Origin of the sequence: Helicobacter sp., assembly GCF_022511165.1 — a bacterium.
Classification (GTDB): domain Bacteria; phylum Campylobacterota; class Campylobacteria; order Campylobacterales; family Helicobacteraceae; genus Helicobacter_C.
The window spans coordinates 12,795-28,420 of record NZ_JAFLSB010000003.1; the positions used below are offsets into that span (position 1 = coordinate 12,795).

Annotated in this window: 20 protein-coding genes; 19 read left to right on the forward strand and 1 reads right to left on the reverse strand. The window is 36.9% G+C overall.

From position 1 onward, the window contains the following. Nucleotides 1-4 precede the first annotated feature (4 nt). The 8 genes from J1E28_RS00765 to J1E28_RS00800 are packed head-to-tail and all read left to right on the forward strand — an operon-like array spanning nucleotide 5 to nucleotide 8,106. Nucleotides 5-277, forward strand: a complete 273-nt coding sequence (locus J1E28_RS00765) for a putative Se/S carrier-like protein (RefSeq protein WP_291026032.1) — start codon at nucleotides 5-7, stop codon at nucleotides 275-277. A gap of 25 nt (nucleotides 278-302) precedes the next feature. After that, nucleotides 303-3,155: an excinuclease ABC subunit UvrA gene (gene uvrA / locus J1E28_RS00770; protein ID WP_291026033.1), complete on the forward strand. Its 2,853-nt coding sequence runs from the start codon at nucleotides 303-305 to the stop codon at nucleotides 3,153-3,155. Next, nucleotides 3,152-4,204 carry a D-alanine--D-alanine ligase gene (locus J1E28_RS00775; protein ID WP_291026034.1) on the forward strand — a complete coding sequence of 351 codons (1,053 nt, stop codon included), beginning with the start codon at nucleotides 3,152-3,154 and terminating at the stop codon, nucleotides 4,202-4,204. The genes uvrA and J1E28_RS00775 overlap by 4 nt, the downstream gene beginning before the upstream one ends. 6 nt (nucleotides 4,205-4,210) lie before the next feature. Continuing rightward, nucleotides 4,211-4,945 (forward strand): alpha/beta hydrolase, encoded by a 735-nt coding sequence (locus tag J1E28_RS00780; protein ID WP_291026035.1) that lies wholly within the window; start codon nucleotides 4,211-4,213, stop codon nucleotides 4,943-4,945. Beyond that, the gene (locus tag J1E28_RS00785; protein ID WP_291026036.1) at nucleotides 4,942-5,232 is read left to right on the forward strand and encodes an acylphosphatase; all 291 of its coding nucleotides are present in this window, start codon (nucleotides 4,942-4,944) and stop codon (nucleotides 5,230-5,232) included. The genes J1E28_RS00780 and J1E28_RS00785 overlap by 4 nt, the downstream gene beginning before the upstream one ends. A 14-nt stretch (nucleotides 5,233-5,246) precedes the next feature. Next, the gene (murF, locus tag J1E28_RS00790; RefSeq protein WP_291026037.1) at nucleotides 5,247-6,722 is read left to right on the forward strand and encodes a UDP-N-acetylmuramoyl-tripeptide--D-alanyl-D-alanine ligase; all 1,476 of its coding nucleotides are present in this window, start codon (nucleotides 5,247-5,249) and stop codon (nucleotides 6,720-6,722) included. Between the two features lie 15 nt (nucleotides 6,723-6,737). Further along, nucleotides 6,738-7,232, forward strand: coding sequence for an HIT domain-containing protein (locus J1E28_RS00795; protein ID WP_291026038.1), 495 nt, complete (start codon nucleotides 6,738-6,740; stop codon nucleotides 7,230-7,232). 1 nt (nucleotide 7,233) lies between these two features. Then, complete coding sequence (locus J1E28_RS00800; RefSeq protein WP_291026039.1) at nucleotides 7,234-8,106, forward strand: ankyrin repeat domain-containing protein; 873 nt, start codon at nucleotides 7,234-7,236, stop codon at nucleotides 8,104-8,106. An 8-nt stretch (nucleotides 8,107-8,114) separates the two neighbouring features. Here the strand turns inward: J1E28_RS00800 and J1E28_RS00805 are convergent, their stop codons facing one another. Next, entirely contained in the window at nucleotides 8,115-8,639 is a 525-nt protein-coding gene (locus J1E28_RS00805) for a PAS domain-containing protein (protein ID WP_291026040.1), read from the reverse strand. A gap of 114 nt (nucleotides 8,640-8,753) precedes the next feature. Here J1E28_RS00805 and truB point away from each other — a divergent pair, with 114 nt between their 5' ends. The 11 genes from truB to yidD all read left to right on the forward strand — a co-directional run bounded on the left by truB (nucleotide 8,754) and on the right by yidD (nucleotide 15,625). Continuing rightward, nucleotides 8,754-9,608, forward strand: coding sequence for a tRNA pseudouridine(55) synthase TruB (gene truB / locus J1E28_RS00810; protein WP_291026041.1), 855 nt, complete (start codon nucleotides 8,754-8,756; stop codon nucleotides 9,606-9,608). Next, complete coding sequence (locus tag J1E28_RS00815; protein ID WP_291026042.1) at nucleotides 9,580-9,816, forward strand: carbon storage regulator; 237 nt, start codon at nucleotides 9,580-9,582, stop codon at nucleotides 9,814-9,816. The genes truB and J1E28_RS00815 overlap by 29 nt, the downstream gene beginning before the upstream one ends. Nucleotides 9,817-9,824: 8 nt before the next feature. After that, nucleotides 9,825-10,610 carry a 4-(cytidine 5'-diphospho)-2-C-methyl-D-erythritol kinase gene (locus J1E28_RS00820; RefSeq protein WP_291026043.1) on the forward strand — a complete coding sequence of 262 codons (786 nt, stop codon included), beginning with the start codon at nucleotides 9,825-9,827 and terminating at the stop codon, nucleotides 10,608-10,610. 1 nt (nucleotide 10,611) lies between these two features. Beyond that, on the forward strand, nucleotides 10,612-11,079 hold the full coding sequence (smpB, locus tag J1E28_RS00825; RefSeq protein WP_291026044.1) for an SsrA-binding protein SmpB: 468 nt from the start codon (nucleotides 10,612-10,614) through the stop codon (nucleotides 11,077-11,079). Nucleotides 11,080-11,089: 10 nt separating this feature from the next. Further along, a complete protein-coding gene (gene exbB / locus J1E28_RS00830) occupies nucleotides 11,090-11,536 on the forward strand; it encodes a TonB-system energizer ExbB (protein WP_291026045.1) in 447 nt (148 codons plus the stop codon). Beyond that, a complete protein-coding gene (locus J1E28_RS00835; protein WP_291026046.1) occupies nucleotides 11,533-11,913 on the forward strand; it encodes a biopolymer transporter ExbD in 381 nt (126 codons plus the stop codon). The genes exbB and J1E28_RS00835 overlap by 4 nt, the downstream gene beginning before the upstream one ends. A gap of 16 nt (nucleotides 11,914-11,929) precedes the next feature. Next, a complete protein-coding gene (locus tag J1E28_RS00840; RefSeq protein WP_291026047.1) occupies nucleotides 11,930-13,837 on the forward strand; it encodes a hypothetical protein in 1,908 nt (635 codons plus the stop codon). A gap of 14 nt (nucleotides 13,838-13,851) precedes the next feature. Next, a complete protein-coding gene (locus tag J1E28_RS00845) occupies nucleotides 13,852-14,568 on the forward strand; it encodes an OmpA family protein (protein WP_291026048.1) in 717 nt (238 codons plus the stop codon). Between the two features lie 62 nt (nucleotides 14,569-14,630). Further along, the gene (rpmH, locus tag J1E28_RS00850; RefSeq protein WP_011114959.1) at nucleotides 14,631-14,765 is read left to right on the forward strand and encodes a 50S ribosomal protein L34; all 135 of its coding nucleotides are present in this window, start codon (nucleotides 14,631-14,633) and stop codon (nucleotides 14,763-14,765) included. 9 nt (nucleotides 14,766-14,774) lie between these two features. After that, the gene (rnpA, locus tag J1E28_RS00855) at nucleotides 14,775-15,218 is read left to right on the forward strand and encodes a ribonuclease P protein component (protein ID WP_291026049.1); all 444 of its coding nucleotides are present in this window, start codon (nucleotides 14,775-14,777) and stop codon (nucleotides 15,216-15,218) included. Between the two features lie 38 nt (nucleotides 15,219-15,256). Then, complete coding sequence (yidD, locus tag J1E28_RS00860) at nucleotides 15,257-15,625, forward strand: membrane protein insertion efficiency factor YidD (RefSeq protein ID WP_291026072.1); 369 nt, start codon at nucleotides 15,257-15,259, stop codon at nucleotides 15,623-15,625. The last annotated feature ends 1 nt before the right edge of the window (nucleotide 15,626 follow it).

Genomic DNA, 15,626 nt, shown 5'->3' on the forward strand with positions numbered 1-15,626 from the left:
GCTTATGTGTGATTCTATCCAATCCTTTCAGGCCTATATTATTTTTCAAAACTCTTTAGGTGCATTTGCCACACAAAGAGCTTTGAGTTCTCCTTTATTTGCTGATTTTAGCTTTACCTTGCAGCTTGTTCCCACCCCTAAAGAATATAGCAAAAATTGCACTTTGTCCGTGTTTTTAGAGTGGAGTGAGGATTCTAAAAAAGAGGGAGAATTTATAGAATCTATTGGTGTGTTATTAGCACAAAAACATATTAAGCACGATATAATACGCCTTTAGTTTTTGTATCTTTAAGGATAAGAGTTTGAAAGATTATAATCACATTCGCATTAGTGGCGCACGCGAGAATAATTTAAAAAACATTCACTTAAGTATCCCCAAAAATAAACTTGTTGTTTTTACAGGCTTATCGGGTTCTGGTAAATCAACTCTTGCTTTTGATACACTCTATGCAGAGGGGCAACGGCGATATATAGAATCCCTCTCAAGCTATGCGCGGCAATTTTTAGATAAAGTAGGTAAGCCTGATGTGGATAAAATTGAGGGGCTTACTCCTGCTATTGCTATTGATCAAAAGACAACAAGCAAGAATCCGCGCTCGACTGTTGGCACAATTACCGAAATTTATGATTATTTTCGTTTGCTTTATGCGCGTGTGGGGGTGCAGCATTGCCATATTTGTGGAGAGAAAATCTCTCAAAAAATGAGCACAACAGATATTATTGAGCAGATTTTACATCTTCCAAATGGAGCAAAGATGATACTCCTTGCACCTCTTGTAAAAGAAAAAAAAGGAAGTTTTAGTGATAAAATAGAATCTTTGCGCCAAAAGGGCTATGTGCGTGCAATGATTGATGGAGTAATGGTGCGACTTGATGAGGAAATAAAGCTTGCTAAAAATAAAAAACATAGCATTAAAGTAGTGATTGATAGAGTGGTAAATTCTATTGAGAATCACACACGCATTGCTCAAGGTGTGGAAAAAGCCTTGAAAGAATCTTATGGAGAAATTGAAGTAGAGCTGCTTGAAAATGATGAAAAAAAATATTTGCATTATTCTGAACATTTTGCGTGTTTTAAGTGCAAGGTAAGCTTTGAGGAGCTAGAGCCACTTGGATTTTCGTTTAATTCTCCAAAAGGCGCGTGTGAGGATTGTTTGGGGCTTGGAGCAAAATATGCTATTGATTTGAAAAAAATCCTTGATAAGTCCCAACCCCTTAATAAGGGTGGCATTAAGATTATTTTTGGGTTTAATCGTAATTATTATGCTGAACTTTTTTATGCTTTTTGCAAAGATGCGAAAATTAATCCAAATATGAGTTTTGATGAGCTAAGTAGCTCACAACAAAATGCTTTACTCTATGGAAGCGAAAAAGAAGTAGAAATTACTTGGCGCAGTAGCACTCTTAAGCGTCCTTGGAAGGGAATATTACAAATTGCTTATGATATGTTTAAAGATGATAAAAATTTGGGGGATTATACGACAGAGAAAATATGCCCTACTTGCAATGGACATCGTTTGAAATTAGAATCTTTAAGCGTTAAAGTTGCAGGGCTTGGTATTGGAGAGCTTATTGATATGCCCATACAAAAGGTATATGAGTTTTTTAGCAATACGAGCGCATTTAGTTATCTTAATCCACAGGAGCAATTTATTGCCGAGCCGATTTTAAAGGAGATTCGCGAGAGATTATTTTTTCTTTATGATGTAGGCTTAGGCTATCTCACTTTAGGTAGAGATGCACGAAGTATTAGTGGGGGAGAATCTCAACGTATTCGTATTGCGAGTCAAATTGGCAGTGGGCTTACAGGCGTGATGTATGTGCTTGATGAGCCAAGTATTGGGCTACACGAGCGCGATACTTTGCGTTTGATTAAAACCTTGCGTAGCTTGCAAGAAAAGGGCAATAGCGTTATTGTTGTTGAGCACGATAAAGAGACAATTTTAAATGCAGATTATATTGTTGATATTGGACCAGAGGCAGGATTGCGTGGAGGCGAAGTCGTTTTTAGTGGTAATGTGAAAGAACTACTTCAAAGCAACACACTCACTGCAGAATATGTAAAAGGTGCAAAAATTATTTCCTATCCTCATCAGCGCACTATCACACAATGGCTTGAGATTCATAATGTAAATATTCATAATATTGCTCATCTTGATGTATCTATACCGCTTTCTCAATTTGTATGTGTAACAGGTGTGAGTGGCTCGGGCAAAAGCTCACTAATTTTGCAGACTTTGCTCCCTGTTGCCCAAGAGCTTCTTAATAATGCTAAAAAAGTGCAAAAATGCGATGGTGTAGAGATTGTAGGTTTGGAGCATTTGGATAAGGTGATTTATTTAGATCAAAGTCCTATTGGGCGCACACCTCGCAGCAATCCTGCAACTTACACAGGAGCAATGGACGATATACGCGCTCTTTTTGCAGAATCTAAAGAATCTAAAATGCGAGGCTATGATATAGGACGTTTTAGTTTTAATGTCAAAGGTGGGCGATGCGAGAAATGTCAGGGTGAAGGGGAGATTAAAATCGAAATGCACTTTTTGCCTGATATAATGGTAAAATGTGATGCGTGTAAGGGCGCAAAATATAATCCCCAAACATTAGAAATTACCTACAAGGGCAAAAATATTGCTGATGTATTAGCAATGAGTGTAGATAGTGCGCTCGAGTTTTTTGCAAAAGTGCCAAAAATTGCCCAAAGACTGCAAACACTCCAAGATGTGGGCTTAGGCTATATTACTTTAGGACAAAATGCTATTACACTAAGCGGTGGTGAGGCTCAAAGAATTAAACTCGCTAAAGAATTAAGTCGCAAAGATACAGGCAAAACGCTTTATGTGCTTGATGAGCCAACCACAGGGCTACATTTTGCCGATGTAGATAGGCTCACAAAGGTGCTTCATCATTTAGTAGATTTGGGTAATTCTGTGATTGTCATCGAGCATAATTTGGATATGATTAAAAATGCTGATTATATTATTGATATTGGACCTGAAGGTGGTGCTGGTGGTGGGAAGATTGTCGATTGTGGCTCGGTGGAATATATGAGTAAAAACTATACTCAAAGCGGGAGCTACACAGGTAAGTATCTTGCCAAAGAATTAGAGCGTGATAAGGCATTATCAAAAAAGACAAATAAGGAGAAAAAATGAGATTTGCTATACTCTTTGGGGGCGTGAGCTTTGAGCACGAGATTAGCATTGTGAGTGCTATTGCGCTTAAAAAGGTGCTTGGAGAGAAGATTGAATCTTTTATTTTTATAGATTGTGAGCATCGATTCTATCTCATACCAATAGATTCTATGAAGTCAAAGTTTTTTAGCTCTGGTGCATATAAAAAATGCACAGAATTATTTTTACAACACGGCGGATTTTATAAAAAAACTTTTTTTGGATTAAGCCCTATTGAAATTCCTATTGTGCTTAATCTCATTCACGGCGCAGATGGCGAAGATGGAAGCATAAGCGCTTTACTTGATTTCTATCATATTCCATTTATTGGTCCTCGTGTAGAATCAAGCGTAATGAGTTTTAATAAAGCTTTTACAAAGCTTTTTGCCAAAGAGAGAGGAGTAAAAACTTTGGATTATGCTGTTCTTACGCGTGGAAATACGCAAATTGGCGCATTGAAGTATCCTTTGATTTTAAAGCCTGCGCGGCTTGGTAGCTCCATAGGTGTAAGTGTAGTCAATGAGCCAAAAGAGCTAGAATACGCTATGGATTTGGCTTTTGAATATGATGATAGTATTATAGTAGAGCATTTTCGAAGCGGCATTAAGGAATACAATCTTGCAGGGTGCAAGGTAAAAAGTGGCACAGAGCATATTTTTAGATACTCTATTATTGAAGAGCCAAGCAAGAAAGAATTACTTGATTTTGAACATAAATATTTAGATTTTTCACGCACATCGCAAGTGTTAAAAGCAGATATTAATCCTGAACTTGAGGAGCGTATTAAAGAAAACTTTGTTAAATTATATGAGAATGCGTTTGAAGGAGCTTTAATACGATGCGATTTTTTTGTAATTGATAATGAAGTGTATTTAAATGAGATTAATCCTATACCCGGCTCTATGGCAAATTATTTATTTGAGGACTTTGCATCAGTGCTTGAGGAATTAGCCTACAATTTGCCAAAAAAACATTCTATCAAGGTAAGCTATAAATATATAGAGCAGATTCATCACGCAAAAGGAAAATGAGGGGATATGGCACAAAGGCGTATAGAGTATCAGGGGGAGCAATTTGAGCTAAGTTATGAGAGGCGCAAACCTCTTGCAAATAACATAGAATCTGCTCCTATAATGCTTTTTTTACACGGCTGGGGAAGCAATAAAGAAGTGATGAAGCTTGCTTTTGGGGCATATTTTGCTCCATACGAACATATTTATGTTGATATGCCCGGTTTTGGTAATAGTCCTAATACAAAGCCTCTGCATACGCGAGATTATGCACAGATTGTGCAAAAATTTCTTTTTGAAATTAGTGGTTTTTCAACACAAGAATCAACACTTGTAGGACATAGTTTTGGAGGAAAGGTTGCCGTGCTTTGTGCGCCTAAAGAACTCATTTTGCTCTCATCTGCTGGTATTAAAGTGCCTAAAACTTTTTTGGTTCGTGCTAAGATTATGTTAGCAAAAATGATGCGCAAATGTGGTTTTTCAGGTAAAATATTTCGTTCAAGTGATGTGCAAAATATGAATGAGGGAATGTATCAAACCTTTAAAAATGTCGTTGATGAGGATTTTTCATCACAATTTGCTGCTTTTGAAGGGAGGGCAAGTATTTTTTGGGGCAAAGATGATCGTGCCACCCCGCTTTTTTGTGGTCAAAAAATAGCAGAATCTATTAAAAAAAGTCGTTTTTTTGCCCTAGAAGGGGATCACTACTTTTTTTTAAAGCAGGGCGAGGTCATTCAAAATCTATACAGGAGCGAGCAATGAAAGAATGTAGGCAATTTATGGTTTTTGGTCGTGTGCAAGGCGTGGGCTTTCGCAAGTTTGTCAAAGCAAAGGTAGATGCTATCAACGAGCAGGAAATACTCCTTAGCGGGCATATTCGCAACCTAGAAGATGGAAGTGTGCGTGCGGTGGCACAAGGTGAGAGTGCGGATTTGGATATATTGGAAAAAATTATTAAAGCGGGGACAATTCGCAGTGTGATTGAGCGTGTGGAGGTTACATCATTAGATATTGATGAAAGTTTGCACGACTTTGAGATTTTGAGATAGGAGAAGTCAAAGATATGCTAATTGTCACTATGATAGCTCAATGGATTTTTGTTCTTTGCCTTGCATTTTATACTGCACTGAATCTACAATGGTATAATTACAGCTTTAAACGAGTTATTTTGATGCACCATAAATTTATGTGGCATTTTTATTATTGTATTGTGCCTTTTATTGCATATGTGGTTGTGTTTTTTTTCCCACACCCTATGGATAATTATCTTACCATTGCTGTAAGCGCAGTATATTTTTTGATGCTTGCTATATGGCATTTTAGGCTTGATAAGAAGCTTGTTTTTACAATGCGCATTGTTAGGCTTTTTATCATTCTCATACTTTTTATGGCACTTAATGAGGTAATGTGTTATTTTTTGGAAATAACAAGCGCATTGCTTGATTTAATGCCGCTTGGCTTTGCGTTTGTGATTTCTGGTGTATATGAAAAAGTTTTACTTGATCGCTTTATCGTTGTGGCTAGTGATAAGCTTAAGATAATGTCGCGCCTTATGATTATTTGTGTAACAGGGAGCTATGGCAAAACAAGTATAAAAAATTTTCTTGCACAGATTCTCAAAGAAAAATATCGTGTCTATGCTACACCTCGTAGTGTTAATACACATACAGGTTTAGTAGCAGATATTAATAATAACCTTGATTATACAACTGAAATTTATATCGCTGAAGCTGGTGCGCGATTAAAGGGCGATATTGCTCAAATCGCGCATTTTTTGAATCCTCAATATGCGGTTATTGGCGAAATAGGGGAGCAGCATATAGAGTATTTCAAGCATATTGATAATATTGTAGAGACAAAGTTTGAGCTTTTGCAAAGTGCGCGATTAAAAAAGGCTTTTGTGTTTAAAGATAATCCCACTCCACCTGCTACCCTAGAGCCAAGCACACTCAAGAAGATTCAATACTTCCCTGAAAATGTGCGCAATATCGAGGCGAATCTTGATGGCACAAGTTTTGAACTTTTTATTAAAGATGAGTGGTATCAGTTTAAAACAATGATTTTGGGGCGGTTTAATGTTACAAATTTGAGTGTGGCTATTTATATGGGGGTGGAGCTAGGGCTTAGGATAGAGGATATACAAAAGGCGGTGAGGAGGTTAGAGCCTATCTTGCATCGTTTGCATAAAATTGAGGCAAATGAGAGATTAATTATTGATGATAGCTTTAATGGGAATCTTAAGGGTATGAAAGAGGCTATTCGGCTTTCTTCTCTCTATAATGGCAGGAAAATTATCGTAACACCCGGTATTGTAGAAAGCACAGATGAGGCAAATATCGAGCTTGCACAAGCTATTGATGAGGTTTTTGATATTGTTATTATCACAGGCGAACTCAATAGTAAGATTTTGCGCAAACATATCCAAAAAGCGCAAAAAATTATTTTACATTCTAAAAATGCACTTGAAGATATGCTCAAATCCTGCACTGAAGCCGATGATTTGGTGCTTTTTAGTAATGATGCGCCAAGTTATATTTGAGGTAAAGGAGGGGTAATGGATAGAATCTACGCGCCTTGGCGGAACGAGTATTTTGGCTCTTGTGAGCAAGGCTGCGTTTTTTGCTCTATTGCAGATAATCCCCAAGAAGATGAAAAAAATTATGTGATTTATCGCGATGAGTTAGTATTTGGCGTAATGAATCTCTATCCCTACACACCTGGACATTTTATGCTTTTACCACTTGCTCATTGTGATTCTCCTGAAAAGCTTCCTTTGGAGATATGGCTGCATTTACACACGCTTTCGCATAAGGCAGTAGCATTGCTTTATGCGTATGGTGCGCAAGGTATAAATGTGGGCTTAAATATCAAAAAAGCGGGTGGAGCAGGCATACCAGAGCATTTACATATGCACTTTGTGCCTCGCTATATAGGTGATACAAATTTTATAACAAGTATTGCGCAATCGCGCACTTTTGGTATGAAATTTGATAGTGTATATGCGAAAGTAAGGGCATTGAGCGAACAATATTTTATGAAAAAGGAATAAGATGGCAACGATGAAGAATCTTTTTTCACATACATTGGCAATAATGTATGTTTGTATGGCATTATGCGCATCAAGCTATGGGGCAAATGATAGGTATAATTATTTGCTTTTTAGCAATAACTACACAGAGGTGCGAAAGGGCATTAGTCTTGGGGCTGATGTAGAGGCGCGATTGCGCGGAAGCACACCACTTTATGATGCAGCGCGTAAGGGTAATATGGAGATTTTGTATTTGCTTATTGAGCGTGGGGCTGATGTGAATGCAGTGAGTCACGGCGAGACACCCTTGCTTAAAGTCGTAGCACTCAATAATTATAAGTTTGCCAAAGCTCTCATTGCTAAGGGTGCAGATGTGAATGTTGCTGATGAGCATTTGGGCAATACACCCTTGCATTATGCTGTGATGAAAAAGAATCCAGAAATGATAAAATTGCTTTTATCAAATGGTGCGGATATGTATGCAGAAAATCATAGGGGTGACACTCCTGCGCGTTATATTCTTGCTTCACATTCGCTTCCTGCGGTGAGCATTAGAAATGATGATGTGATCCTTAATGCCTCATCATTTAACCTAGGTAATGGGAATGTGAATATTAATATTACAAACCAAAGTGATAAGATTGTAAATGTGCGATACATAGCTTTATATGTTAATGGAGAGATGGTCAATGAAGCGGAAGTTTCTAGGCGGATTCCTCCAAGTAGTAGTGCAGCGGTAACAAGTCTTAGAATCCCACCTGATACCTATGAAAATATTCGCTTGAAGAAATCAGGCACAACGGGTATTAAATATGGTTTTGCGCTTGAGTATGAAATCGAGGGCAAAAGCAAGAATCTTTATAAGAAGACAGATACAGATTTGAAGTTATGGTAATTTAGATTCTAACTTGCGCCATAGTATCCATCTGTTTTGTGTGTATTTTGCAGAGCAATAACAAGCTCATCATAAGTTGTTTGTGCTTGTTGTAAAGTATCTTGCAAGAGTTTTAGAGAAGCTTTCATACCTCCTTGTGTTTCTGCTTGAAGGAGTTTGGCATAAATATCACTCATAAATGCCACACCTTTTTTACTTGGACAGCGGCGCACAGAGTAGTAGCCAATAATCTTATTGTTATCATCATAAGAGGGCGTGATATTTGCAAAAACCCAATAAATGTTTTTGTCATTTGAGAGATTTTTCACAAAAGCGAAAAATTCCTTACCATTTTGGACACTATCCCATAAAAGCTTGAATGCAATGCGAGGCATATCAGGGTGGCGGATAATATTATGGGGTTTGCCTAAAAAATCTTCTTCTTTCATACCACTAAACTGCACAAAATCATTGTTGCCATAGGTGATAATGCCTTTTAAATCTGTTTTTGAAGTAATTAGGGTATTGTGTTGGAGGAATACCTCTTGTGCCATAGTTGCTCCTTAAAAATAATACATACAATTTGATAATCACAAATGTTCTAAAAAACTAGAATATTATAGATGTTATAATATTTGATAAACATTATTACAAGAGAAAGGGGGAGTATGAGCTATTCATTGCTTATAGCGGCGTATAAGCCACCATTTATAAGCTCAAATGCTTATCTCTCATCTTTAAAAAAACATTTTCAATGCAAAAAAGGAGGGTATCTTGGCACACTCGATCCTTTTGCTCAAGGCACACTTGTTGTGGGATTTGGCAGTTATACGCGACTTTTTGCGCATTTACATAAAGCACCTAAAGTGTATAGGGCGACTTTGTGGCTAGGTGCGCATTCAAGGAGTTTAGATATTGAAAATATGATGTCTATTGCATTGCCTAAAGCATATCCACAAAGCGATGTAGAATCTGCTGTTGCCTCTGTAAGGGGGAAAATATTGTATGCTCCACCACAATTTAGTGCAAAGCATATCAAGGGTAAAAGAGCTTACCAACTCGCACGAGCAGGGATAGATTTTGAGCTTGCTAAAGTGCAAATGGATATTTATAATATACAATTTCTCTCCTATTGCCACCCTTTTGTAAGCTTTGAAGTGAGTGTGAGTGAGGGTAGTTATGTGCGCAGTATAGGGGAAATGATAGCACAAAGACTAGGCACAAATGGTGCGCTTTCATACCTTGAGCGTATAAGCGAGGGAGAGATGAGTGTTACATCATTGCAGGGTGTAAAAATCTTGAATCCTCTTGATTATTTGCCCTATCCAAAGCTTGAAAGAGATTGTATTGATGCACAAGATATGTATTTTGGTAGAAAAATCACATTAAAAAATATACAAAAAGGCAAATATATAGTGTGTTTTGATGATTTTTTCTCTATAATTGAAGTTTGTGAAAACGGCAATGTAGAATATATTTTAAATAGGATAGAGTATGCTCATTCTCTCACGCAAACAAGATGATAGTGTAATGATAGGCGATGATATAGAAGTAAGGATTATTTCTATTGATAAGGGTAGCGTGCGGTTAGGATTCTCTGCACCAGAATCTTGTGTGATTTTGCGCGGTGAACTCAAAGAAATGATTACTTCTGCAAACAAACAAGCCTCACAAATTGCGGATAAACAATCCCTAAAGCAGATTCAATCTCTGCTCAAAGTAAAAAAATAGAGGCGCAAGTGATTGTTCAAATTTATCCAAAGCTTAATATTTTTTTGAAGATTATTGGGCATAAAGAGGGATTTCATCAGCTCAACTCGCGTTTTGTTCAAGCTCGTAATGGGCTTTGCGATGTAATGGAGCTTAAGGTGCATTCTACTTTTGTGCTTAAAGGCGATTTTGGTTGCAGTTTAGAAGAGAATCTTATTTTTAAAGCAAAATGCGCTATGAGGGATTTTTTAACCCTGCAGGGCAAAAACACACAGAGACTAGAATCTCTTCAAGTAGAGGTGCAAAAGTCTATCCCACAAGGTGCAGGACTTGGTGGAGGAAGCGCAAATGCAGGAGCATTTTTACGCGCAGCAAATGTGTTTTGTGAATATGGACTAAGTGAAAATGAGCTGATACATATTGCTCAAAAAGTAGGGGCTGATGTGAGTTTTTTTGCAAGTGGCGCACAAAGCGCAAATGTGTGTGGGCGAGGCGAAAATATAGAATCTTTTGCAGAATCTCCTACATATTATGAGATTCATACGCCAGATGTGTTTTGTGATACAAAAAAAGTATATCAATGCTATGCAAAAGCTATAAAAAATCGCACTCTTACTTATAGCGCACCTACTTATGAGTGGTTTAGGCTTACAAGCAAGGATTTACTCTGTAAAAAAGAACCGAGAGAGGCAATGAATGATTTATTTGTAAGTGCAACTTTAGAGTATCCTGCGCTTAAGAATATCGCACAAGAGCTTGGAAGTGAGTGGTATTTTAGCGGAAGCGGAAGTAGCTTTTTTAGGCTAAGGGCATAAGATGCAAAAAAAAGTATTTGCAAAAAATAAAAAAGCTTATTTTGATTACGAGATTTTACAAACCCTAGAAAGTGGCATCGTCTTAGCTGGAAGTGAAGTTAAAAGCATTCGTGCGGGGAGAGTAAATCTCAAAGATAGTTTTGTAAAAATTATTAAAGGCGAGGCATTTTTGTTTCACGCTCATATTTCATTTTTAGAGCATACTTATGCGTATTTTAAGCCAAATGAACGCGCAGTGCGCAAACTTTTGCTTCACAAAAAAGAGATTGATAAGCTTTTTGGGAGTGTTATGCAACAGGGTTTGGGGATTGTTCCATTAAACATTTATTGCAATCAAAAAAATAAAATTAAACTTACCATTGCACTTGTGAGAGGAAAAAAACTTCACGATAAGCGTGAGAGCATTAAGAAAAAAATGCTTGAACGTGAAGCGAGGGCAAATATGAAAGATTATGGCAAAAGGCTGTAGGAGTGAGGTAGTGAAAGATATTGTGGATTATGGGGTGCTTGGGTTCTTGCTTTTTTTGAGTGTGGTAATGCTAGGTGTGGTATTTGAGCGTTTATGGGTGTATCATAAAATTGATGTAGCACATTTTGAAGATAAAAGAATCTTGGAGCTTTTATTACATAAGCGATTGACGCTCATTGCGACTATTGGCTCAAATGCACCTTATATAGGGCTTTTAGGAACGGTCTTTGGGATTATGGTTACTTTTGTGGAGATTGGCTCAAATGCACTCATTGATACCCAAAGCATTATGGTAGGACTTTCTCTTGCACTTAAGGCAACAGCAGCCGGACTTATTGTAGCTATTCCCTCCATTGCATTTTATAATTTTTTATTGCGCAAGGCGGAGGTGATTCTCTCACTTTGGGATATTGCGCATAATCCTTTACCAAAAACTTCTACAAAGTATGATGTATGAAAAAGATAGATTCTCTTAATCTTATTCCTTTTATTGATATTATGCTCGTGTTATTAGTGATAGTACTCACAAGCGCATCTTTTGTGGTGCGTTCCCACATACAAGTTGATGTGCCTCGCCTTGAGGAAACACAAGGACAAAATGTTCATAATAAACAATCACATTCTATTACAATTAATAAGCAAGGACAATTTTTTCTTGATGATACACCTTTGTCTTTTGATGAACTTAAAGCACAGGTTTGGCAGTTTGATCAAGATGTGCAGGTGATTATCTATAGTGATAGACAGAGCAATTTGGAGTATTTTCTTGAAGTTACCACAATGCTACGTGATAAAGGCATTAATGATGTATATGTTACAACCGAGCAAAAATAGCATTTAAGGAGGAAATATGCAAGAGATTATTTGGCTTGTAAATATTTGTTTTACTATCTTAATGGTGGGGTTATTTGTGTGGGATTTTCGCACCTTTGGTGATCTTGCACATAAAGATTTTAAAGCAATCATTATGAGTACAGGGGTACTTGGGACTTTTGTAGGGATTTTTATAGGACTTATTGGGTTTGATACTCTTGCTTTACAAGATTCTGTGCCTTTGCTCTTAAATGGATTAAAGACAGCATTTTACACTTCTATTTTAGGTATGGGTTTAGCTATTGCGCTTTCAATTATACAAAAATCAAAAGGTGTGAAAAGTGCGCAAGATATGAATATGGATTATGTTTTGACACAAATGAGCAATCTTGATCACCTGCGAGGTATCATAGAGCTTAATAATAAGATTCTTGCTTTGCCTACTGCAGAGGAGATGCGCACTATAAATACAACTACACATACGCTTTTACAGGATATTAATACCTCTTTACAAGCCACAATTAAACAACTTGCTTCGGGTGCTTCTAAAGAACTTATTGGCGCACTTGAGCTTGTTATTAGGGATTTTAATCATAATTTACAAAACCAATTTGGCGAGAATTTTAAAGAACTTAATAATGCAGTGGGGCAACTCCTTACTTGGCAGGAGCAATACAAGCAAACTATCGAACATACCCAAGAGTTGCTTGCTCAAACACATAAAGCAATGAATGAAAGCGCAAATGCGATGAATAGCACACAGGCGACTTTGGAATCTGTGGTTGCACAAAATACAAGCGCAATGGAATTTTATGCTAAGACTTTAGGGCTTATTGAAGATATGCGTGCTAAGGGTGAAATGCTTAATGCCAAACTTCAAGAAATTGCTACACTTGGCGCACACGCACGACAATGTTTAGATAATATGGATAACTTCTTTGTGAAAGCTACACAGAATATGGACGAGCTAGAACATACAGCAAGTAAGCATATTGATGAGCTAAAGGGGCAGATTGGTGCTTATTTTACGCATTTAGATTCATATGCAGAGCAAAATATGCAACATCTAAGAAGCTTTATCGATCAAAGCTCAAGTTCGGCCAAAGAGCATATTGGCAACATACTTCAGTCTCATAGCACAGGTTTTAATTCGCATTGCAATGAGCTTGTGCAGCAAAGCAAGGGCTTGTTTGAAGAGATTATAAGTAGTGCAAATACGCATATTGTGAGCCTAAGCAAACTTTTGGAGCAAAATATCACACAAAATACGCAATCAAGTGAGCATAATGCTCAAGAATTTGCGCGTTTAAGAGAGCATATTGCTAAAAATCATACCGCAATTGTGCAGAGCCTAGAATCTAGTCTTTCTTATCTCAATTCCCACAATGAAGTAGTGATGCAGGATATGCTCAAAGATATGAAGAGTATGCAAGAGCAGTATCTTACAATTGCAAATAATAATATAGAGAGTATGTTGAATAAAGAGCAAGAGATGATAAAAGCAAGACTTGAGGGGCTAAATGAACTTAGTGCAAAAAGTGATGCTTATGTGAATGCCCAATATGAGCAAATGAGTGGATTTATCAAAAAACTTGCGAATGAATATCTTAAAATTATGCAAAAACTTACCAAAGATTCAGTGGCTATTCCTAAAGATATGGGTGTGCAGGTGGTAAAAGATTTTGGCACTCTGCAACATAATCTCCTCTCGCATTTAGGCAATCTTAATGCGCAGATTCAGCATAATAGTATGCAGCTCATTGAACTTTATCGTAATGTGCAAAATACAATCAATGAAAATATAGAGGGTAATAAATCCTTACAAGAGGAGATTAAAGGCACATTTAATACGCTTGATTCTCAAATGAGCGCAAGTATGGAGAATTTTAAGGAGAATTACGAGTGGTTTTTGCGCCGTGTGCGTGAAATTATCGGCTCTAGGTAATAAAAAGGGCGAGTATGAAGCATAATCAATGGATTAGTATTTCTGATATGATGGCTGGTATTATGATGATTTTTTTGCTCATTATGGTGTCTTTTATGCTTATTACGCAAAAAACACAAGAGGATCTTAAGATTCAAAATCAAAAACTTTTAGAACTCAATGAAGCAATGAGCACCATTGCAAAAGATTATTCTAATTTGCAACAAGAGCTTTATGAGGCGTTGCTTAAAGAGTTTGGTAAGGATTTAAAAGCGTGGGACGCTTCTATTGATGAGGATAATACGATTCGCTTTAATGAGCCTGAAGTCTTATTTGATACTGGAGCAAAGCAGGTAAAAAAGCGATTTAAAGATATTTTAGATGATTTTTTTCCACGTTATGTGAAGATTCTATCTTTGGAGAGATTTCGAGATAATATTGAGGAGATTCGCATTGAGGGGCATACTTCACAAACTTGGTTTGCAGCCCATACGCTTGAGGAGCGCTATCTTGGTAATGCTGAACTCTCACAAGCAAGGGCATTAGAGGTGCTTAAATATTGTTTTAATCTTCAAAATATTAATCCCTATAAGGAGTGGTTGGTTAAGGTATTTCGTGCCAATGGCTTATCTTTTGCTAAACCGCTTGAAGATGATGATAAATCAAGGCGGGTGGAATTTCGGGTAATTACAAAGGCGAATAAAGATTTGCTAAAAATCCTTGATATTAGTAGGGATTTTCAGTCAAAATAACCTATTTTTAAGCATAAAAGAGGCATAATCATCGACTTTACTTTATAATTTAAGGCTAAAATATGAAAAGAACTTATCAACCTCACAATACACCTAGAAAACGCACTCACGGTTTTCGTGCAAGAATGAAAACAAAAAATGGTCGCCGTGTGATTAATGCAAGGAGAGCAAAAGGTCGCAAAAGACTTTCAGTATAGGTTTAGTCTTTGATAAAGTTAGATTCTCTAAAAACAAAGGCAGAATTTGACTTTATCTATAAAAATGCAAAACGTTTTTTTCATAAGCATTTTGTGCTTTATGCACTCTCAATCTCGCATTTTCAGCCTCATCATTTTAAAGAAAAAAAAATTCTCCACGCTATTTTATCTCGCCAAGCAGCACTTTATCTTGGCTTGAGTATTTCTCGCAAAATTGGCAAGGCAAATAAGCGCAATCTTGTAAAAAGGCGCATCAAAGCAATCGTATATGAAAATCGTATGGATTATAAGGATTTTATATTTGTTATTGTCGCTAAAGAAGGTATTACTTGCCTTGATTTTGCGACATTAAAGACAGATTTGCTTTTTGGCTTTGCTAAGATTCAAGAAATATGCGCAAAATTGCCAAAAGTTTCTTATCCTAGAATGCCCTCATATAAAATGGAATGCTAATGTTGCAAGGGCATAAAATATCGCGAGGATTGCATTTGATGCTGTATATAATGCGGCAAATTTTTATTTTAGGCATTAGATTCTATCAAAGATACCTTTCTGCTTTGAGCGTAGGGGCTTGTCGGTATTATCCAAGTTGTTCTGAATACACATTATGGCTTCTTTATTTTGACAACCCTTTTTTGGCTATTTATAAGTCTTTATTGCGAATCTTAAGTTGCAATCCATTTTTTGCAGGAGGCATTGCCTATCCTCAAGCAAAGATTCTGTTTAAAAACATTGTATTTAAGCGCAAAAAGGTGAAATATTGGTTCGTCCCTACTGCAAATACAAGTTTTTTAGATATAATGCAGACATTTAACCAAACTTACATTGTGCGAGTTTATATCATTAAATCACTTTTTTAGA

Coding starts and splice junctions, on each gene's coding strand:
- J1E28_RS00805 (WP_291026040.1), bottom strand. CDS start 8,639: ATGGCACAAGAGGTATTCCTCCAACACAATACCCTAATTACTTCAAAA.
- J1E28_RS00845 (WP_291026048.1), top strand. CDS start 13,852: ATGAAGCATAATCAATGGATTAGTATTTCTGATATGATGGCTGGTATT.
- smpB (WP_291026044.1), top strand. CDS start 10,612: ATGCAAAAAAAAGTATTTGCAAAAAATAAAAAAGCTTATTTTGATTAC.
- J1E28_RS00800 (WP_291026039.1), top strand. CDS start 7,234: ATGGCAACGATGAAGAATCTTTTTTCACATACATTGGCAATAATGTAT.
- J1E28_RS00795 (WP_291026038.1), top strand. CDS start 6,738: ATGGATAGAATCTACGCGCCTTGGCGGAACGAGTATTTTGGCTCTTGT.
- J1E28_RS00835 (WP_291026046.1), top strand. CDS start 11,533: ATGAAAAAGATAGATTCTCTTAATCTTATTCCTTTTATTGATATTATG.
- J1E28_RS00815 (WP_291026042.1), top strand. CDS start 9,580: ATGCTCATTCTCTCACGCAAACAAGATGATAGTGTAATGATAGGCGAT.
- J1E28_RS00775 (WP_291026034.1), top strand. CDS start 3,152: ATGAGATTTGCTATACTCTTTGGGGGCGTGAGCTTTGAGCACGAGATT.
- J1E28_RS00785 (WP_291026036.1), top strand. CDS start 4,942: ATGAAAGAATGTAGGCAATTTATGGTTTTTGGTCGTGTGCAAGGCGTG.
- truB (WP_291026041.1), top strand. CDS start 8,754: ATGAGCTATTCATTGCTTATAGCGGCGTATAAGCCACCATTTATAAGC.
- murF (WP_291026037.1), top strand. CDS start 5,247: ATGCTAATTGTCACTATGATAGCTCAATGGATTTTTGTTCTTTGCCTT.
- J1E28_RS00765 (WP_291026032.1), top strand. CDS start 5: ATGTGTGATTCTATCCAATCCTTTCAGGCCTATATTATTTTTCAAAAC.
- rpmH (WP_011114959.1), top strand. CDS start 14,631: ATGAAAAGAACTTATCAACCTCACAATACACCTAGAAAACGCACTCAC.
- J1E28_RS00840 (WP_291026047.1), top strand. CDS start 11,930: ATGCAAGAGATTATTTGGCTTGTAAATATTTGTTTTACTATCTTAATG.
- yidD (WP_291026072.1), top strand. CDS start 15,257: ATGCTGTATATAATGCGGCAAATTTTTATTTTAGGCATTAGATTCTAT.
- J1E28_RS00780 (WP_291026035.1), top strand. CDS start 4,211: ATGGCACAAAGGCGTATAGAGTATCAGGGGGAGCAATTTGAGCTAAGT.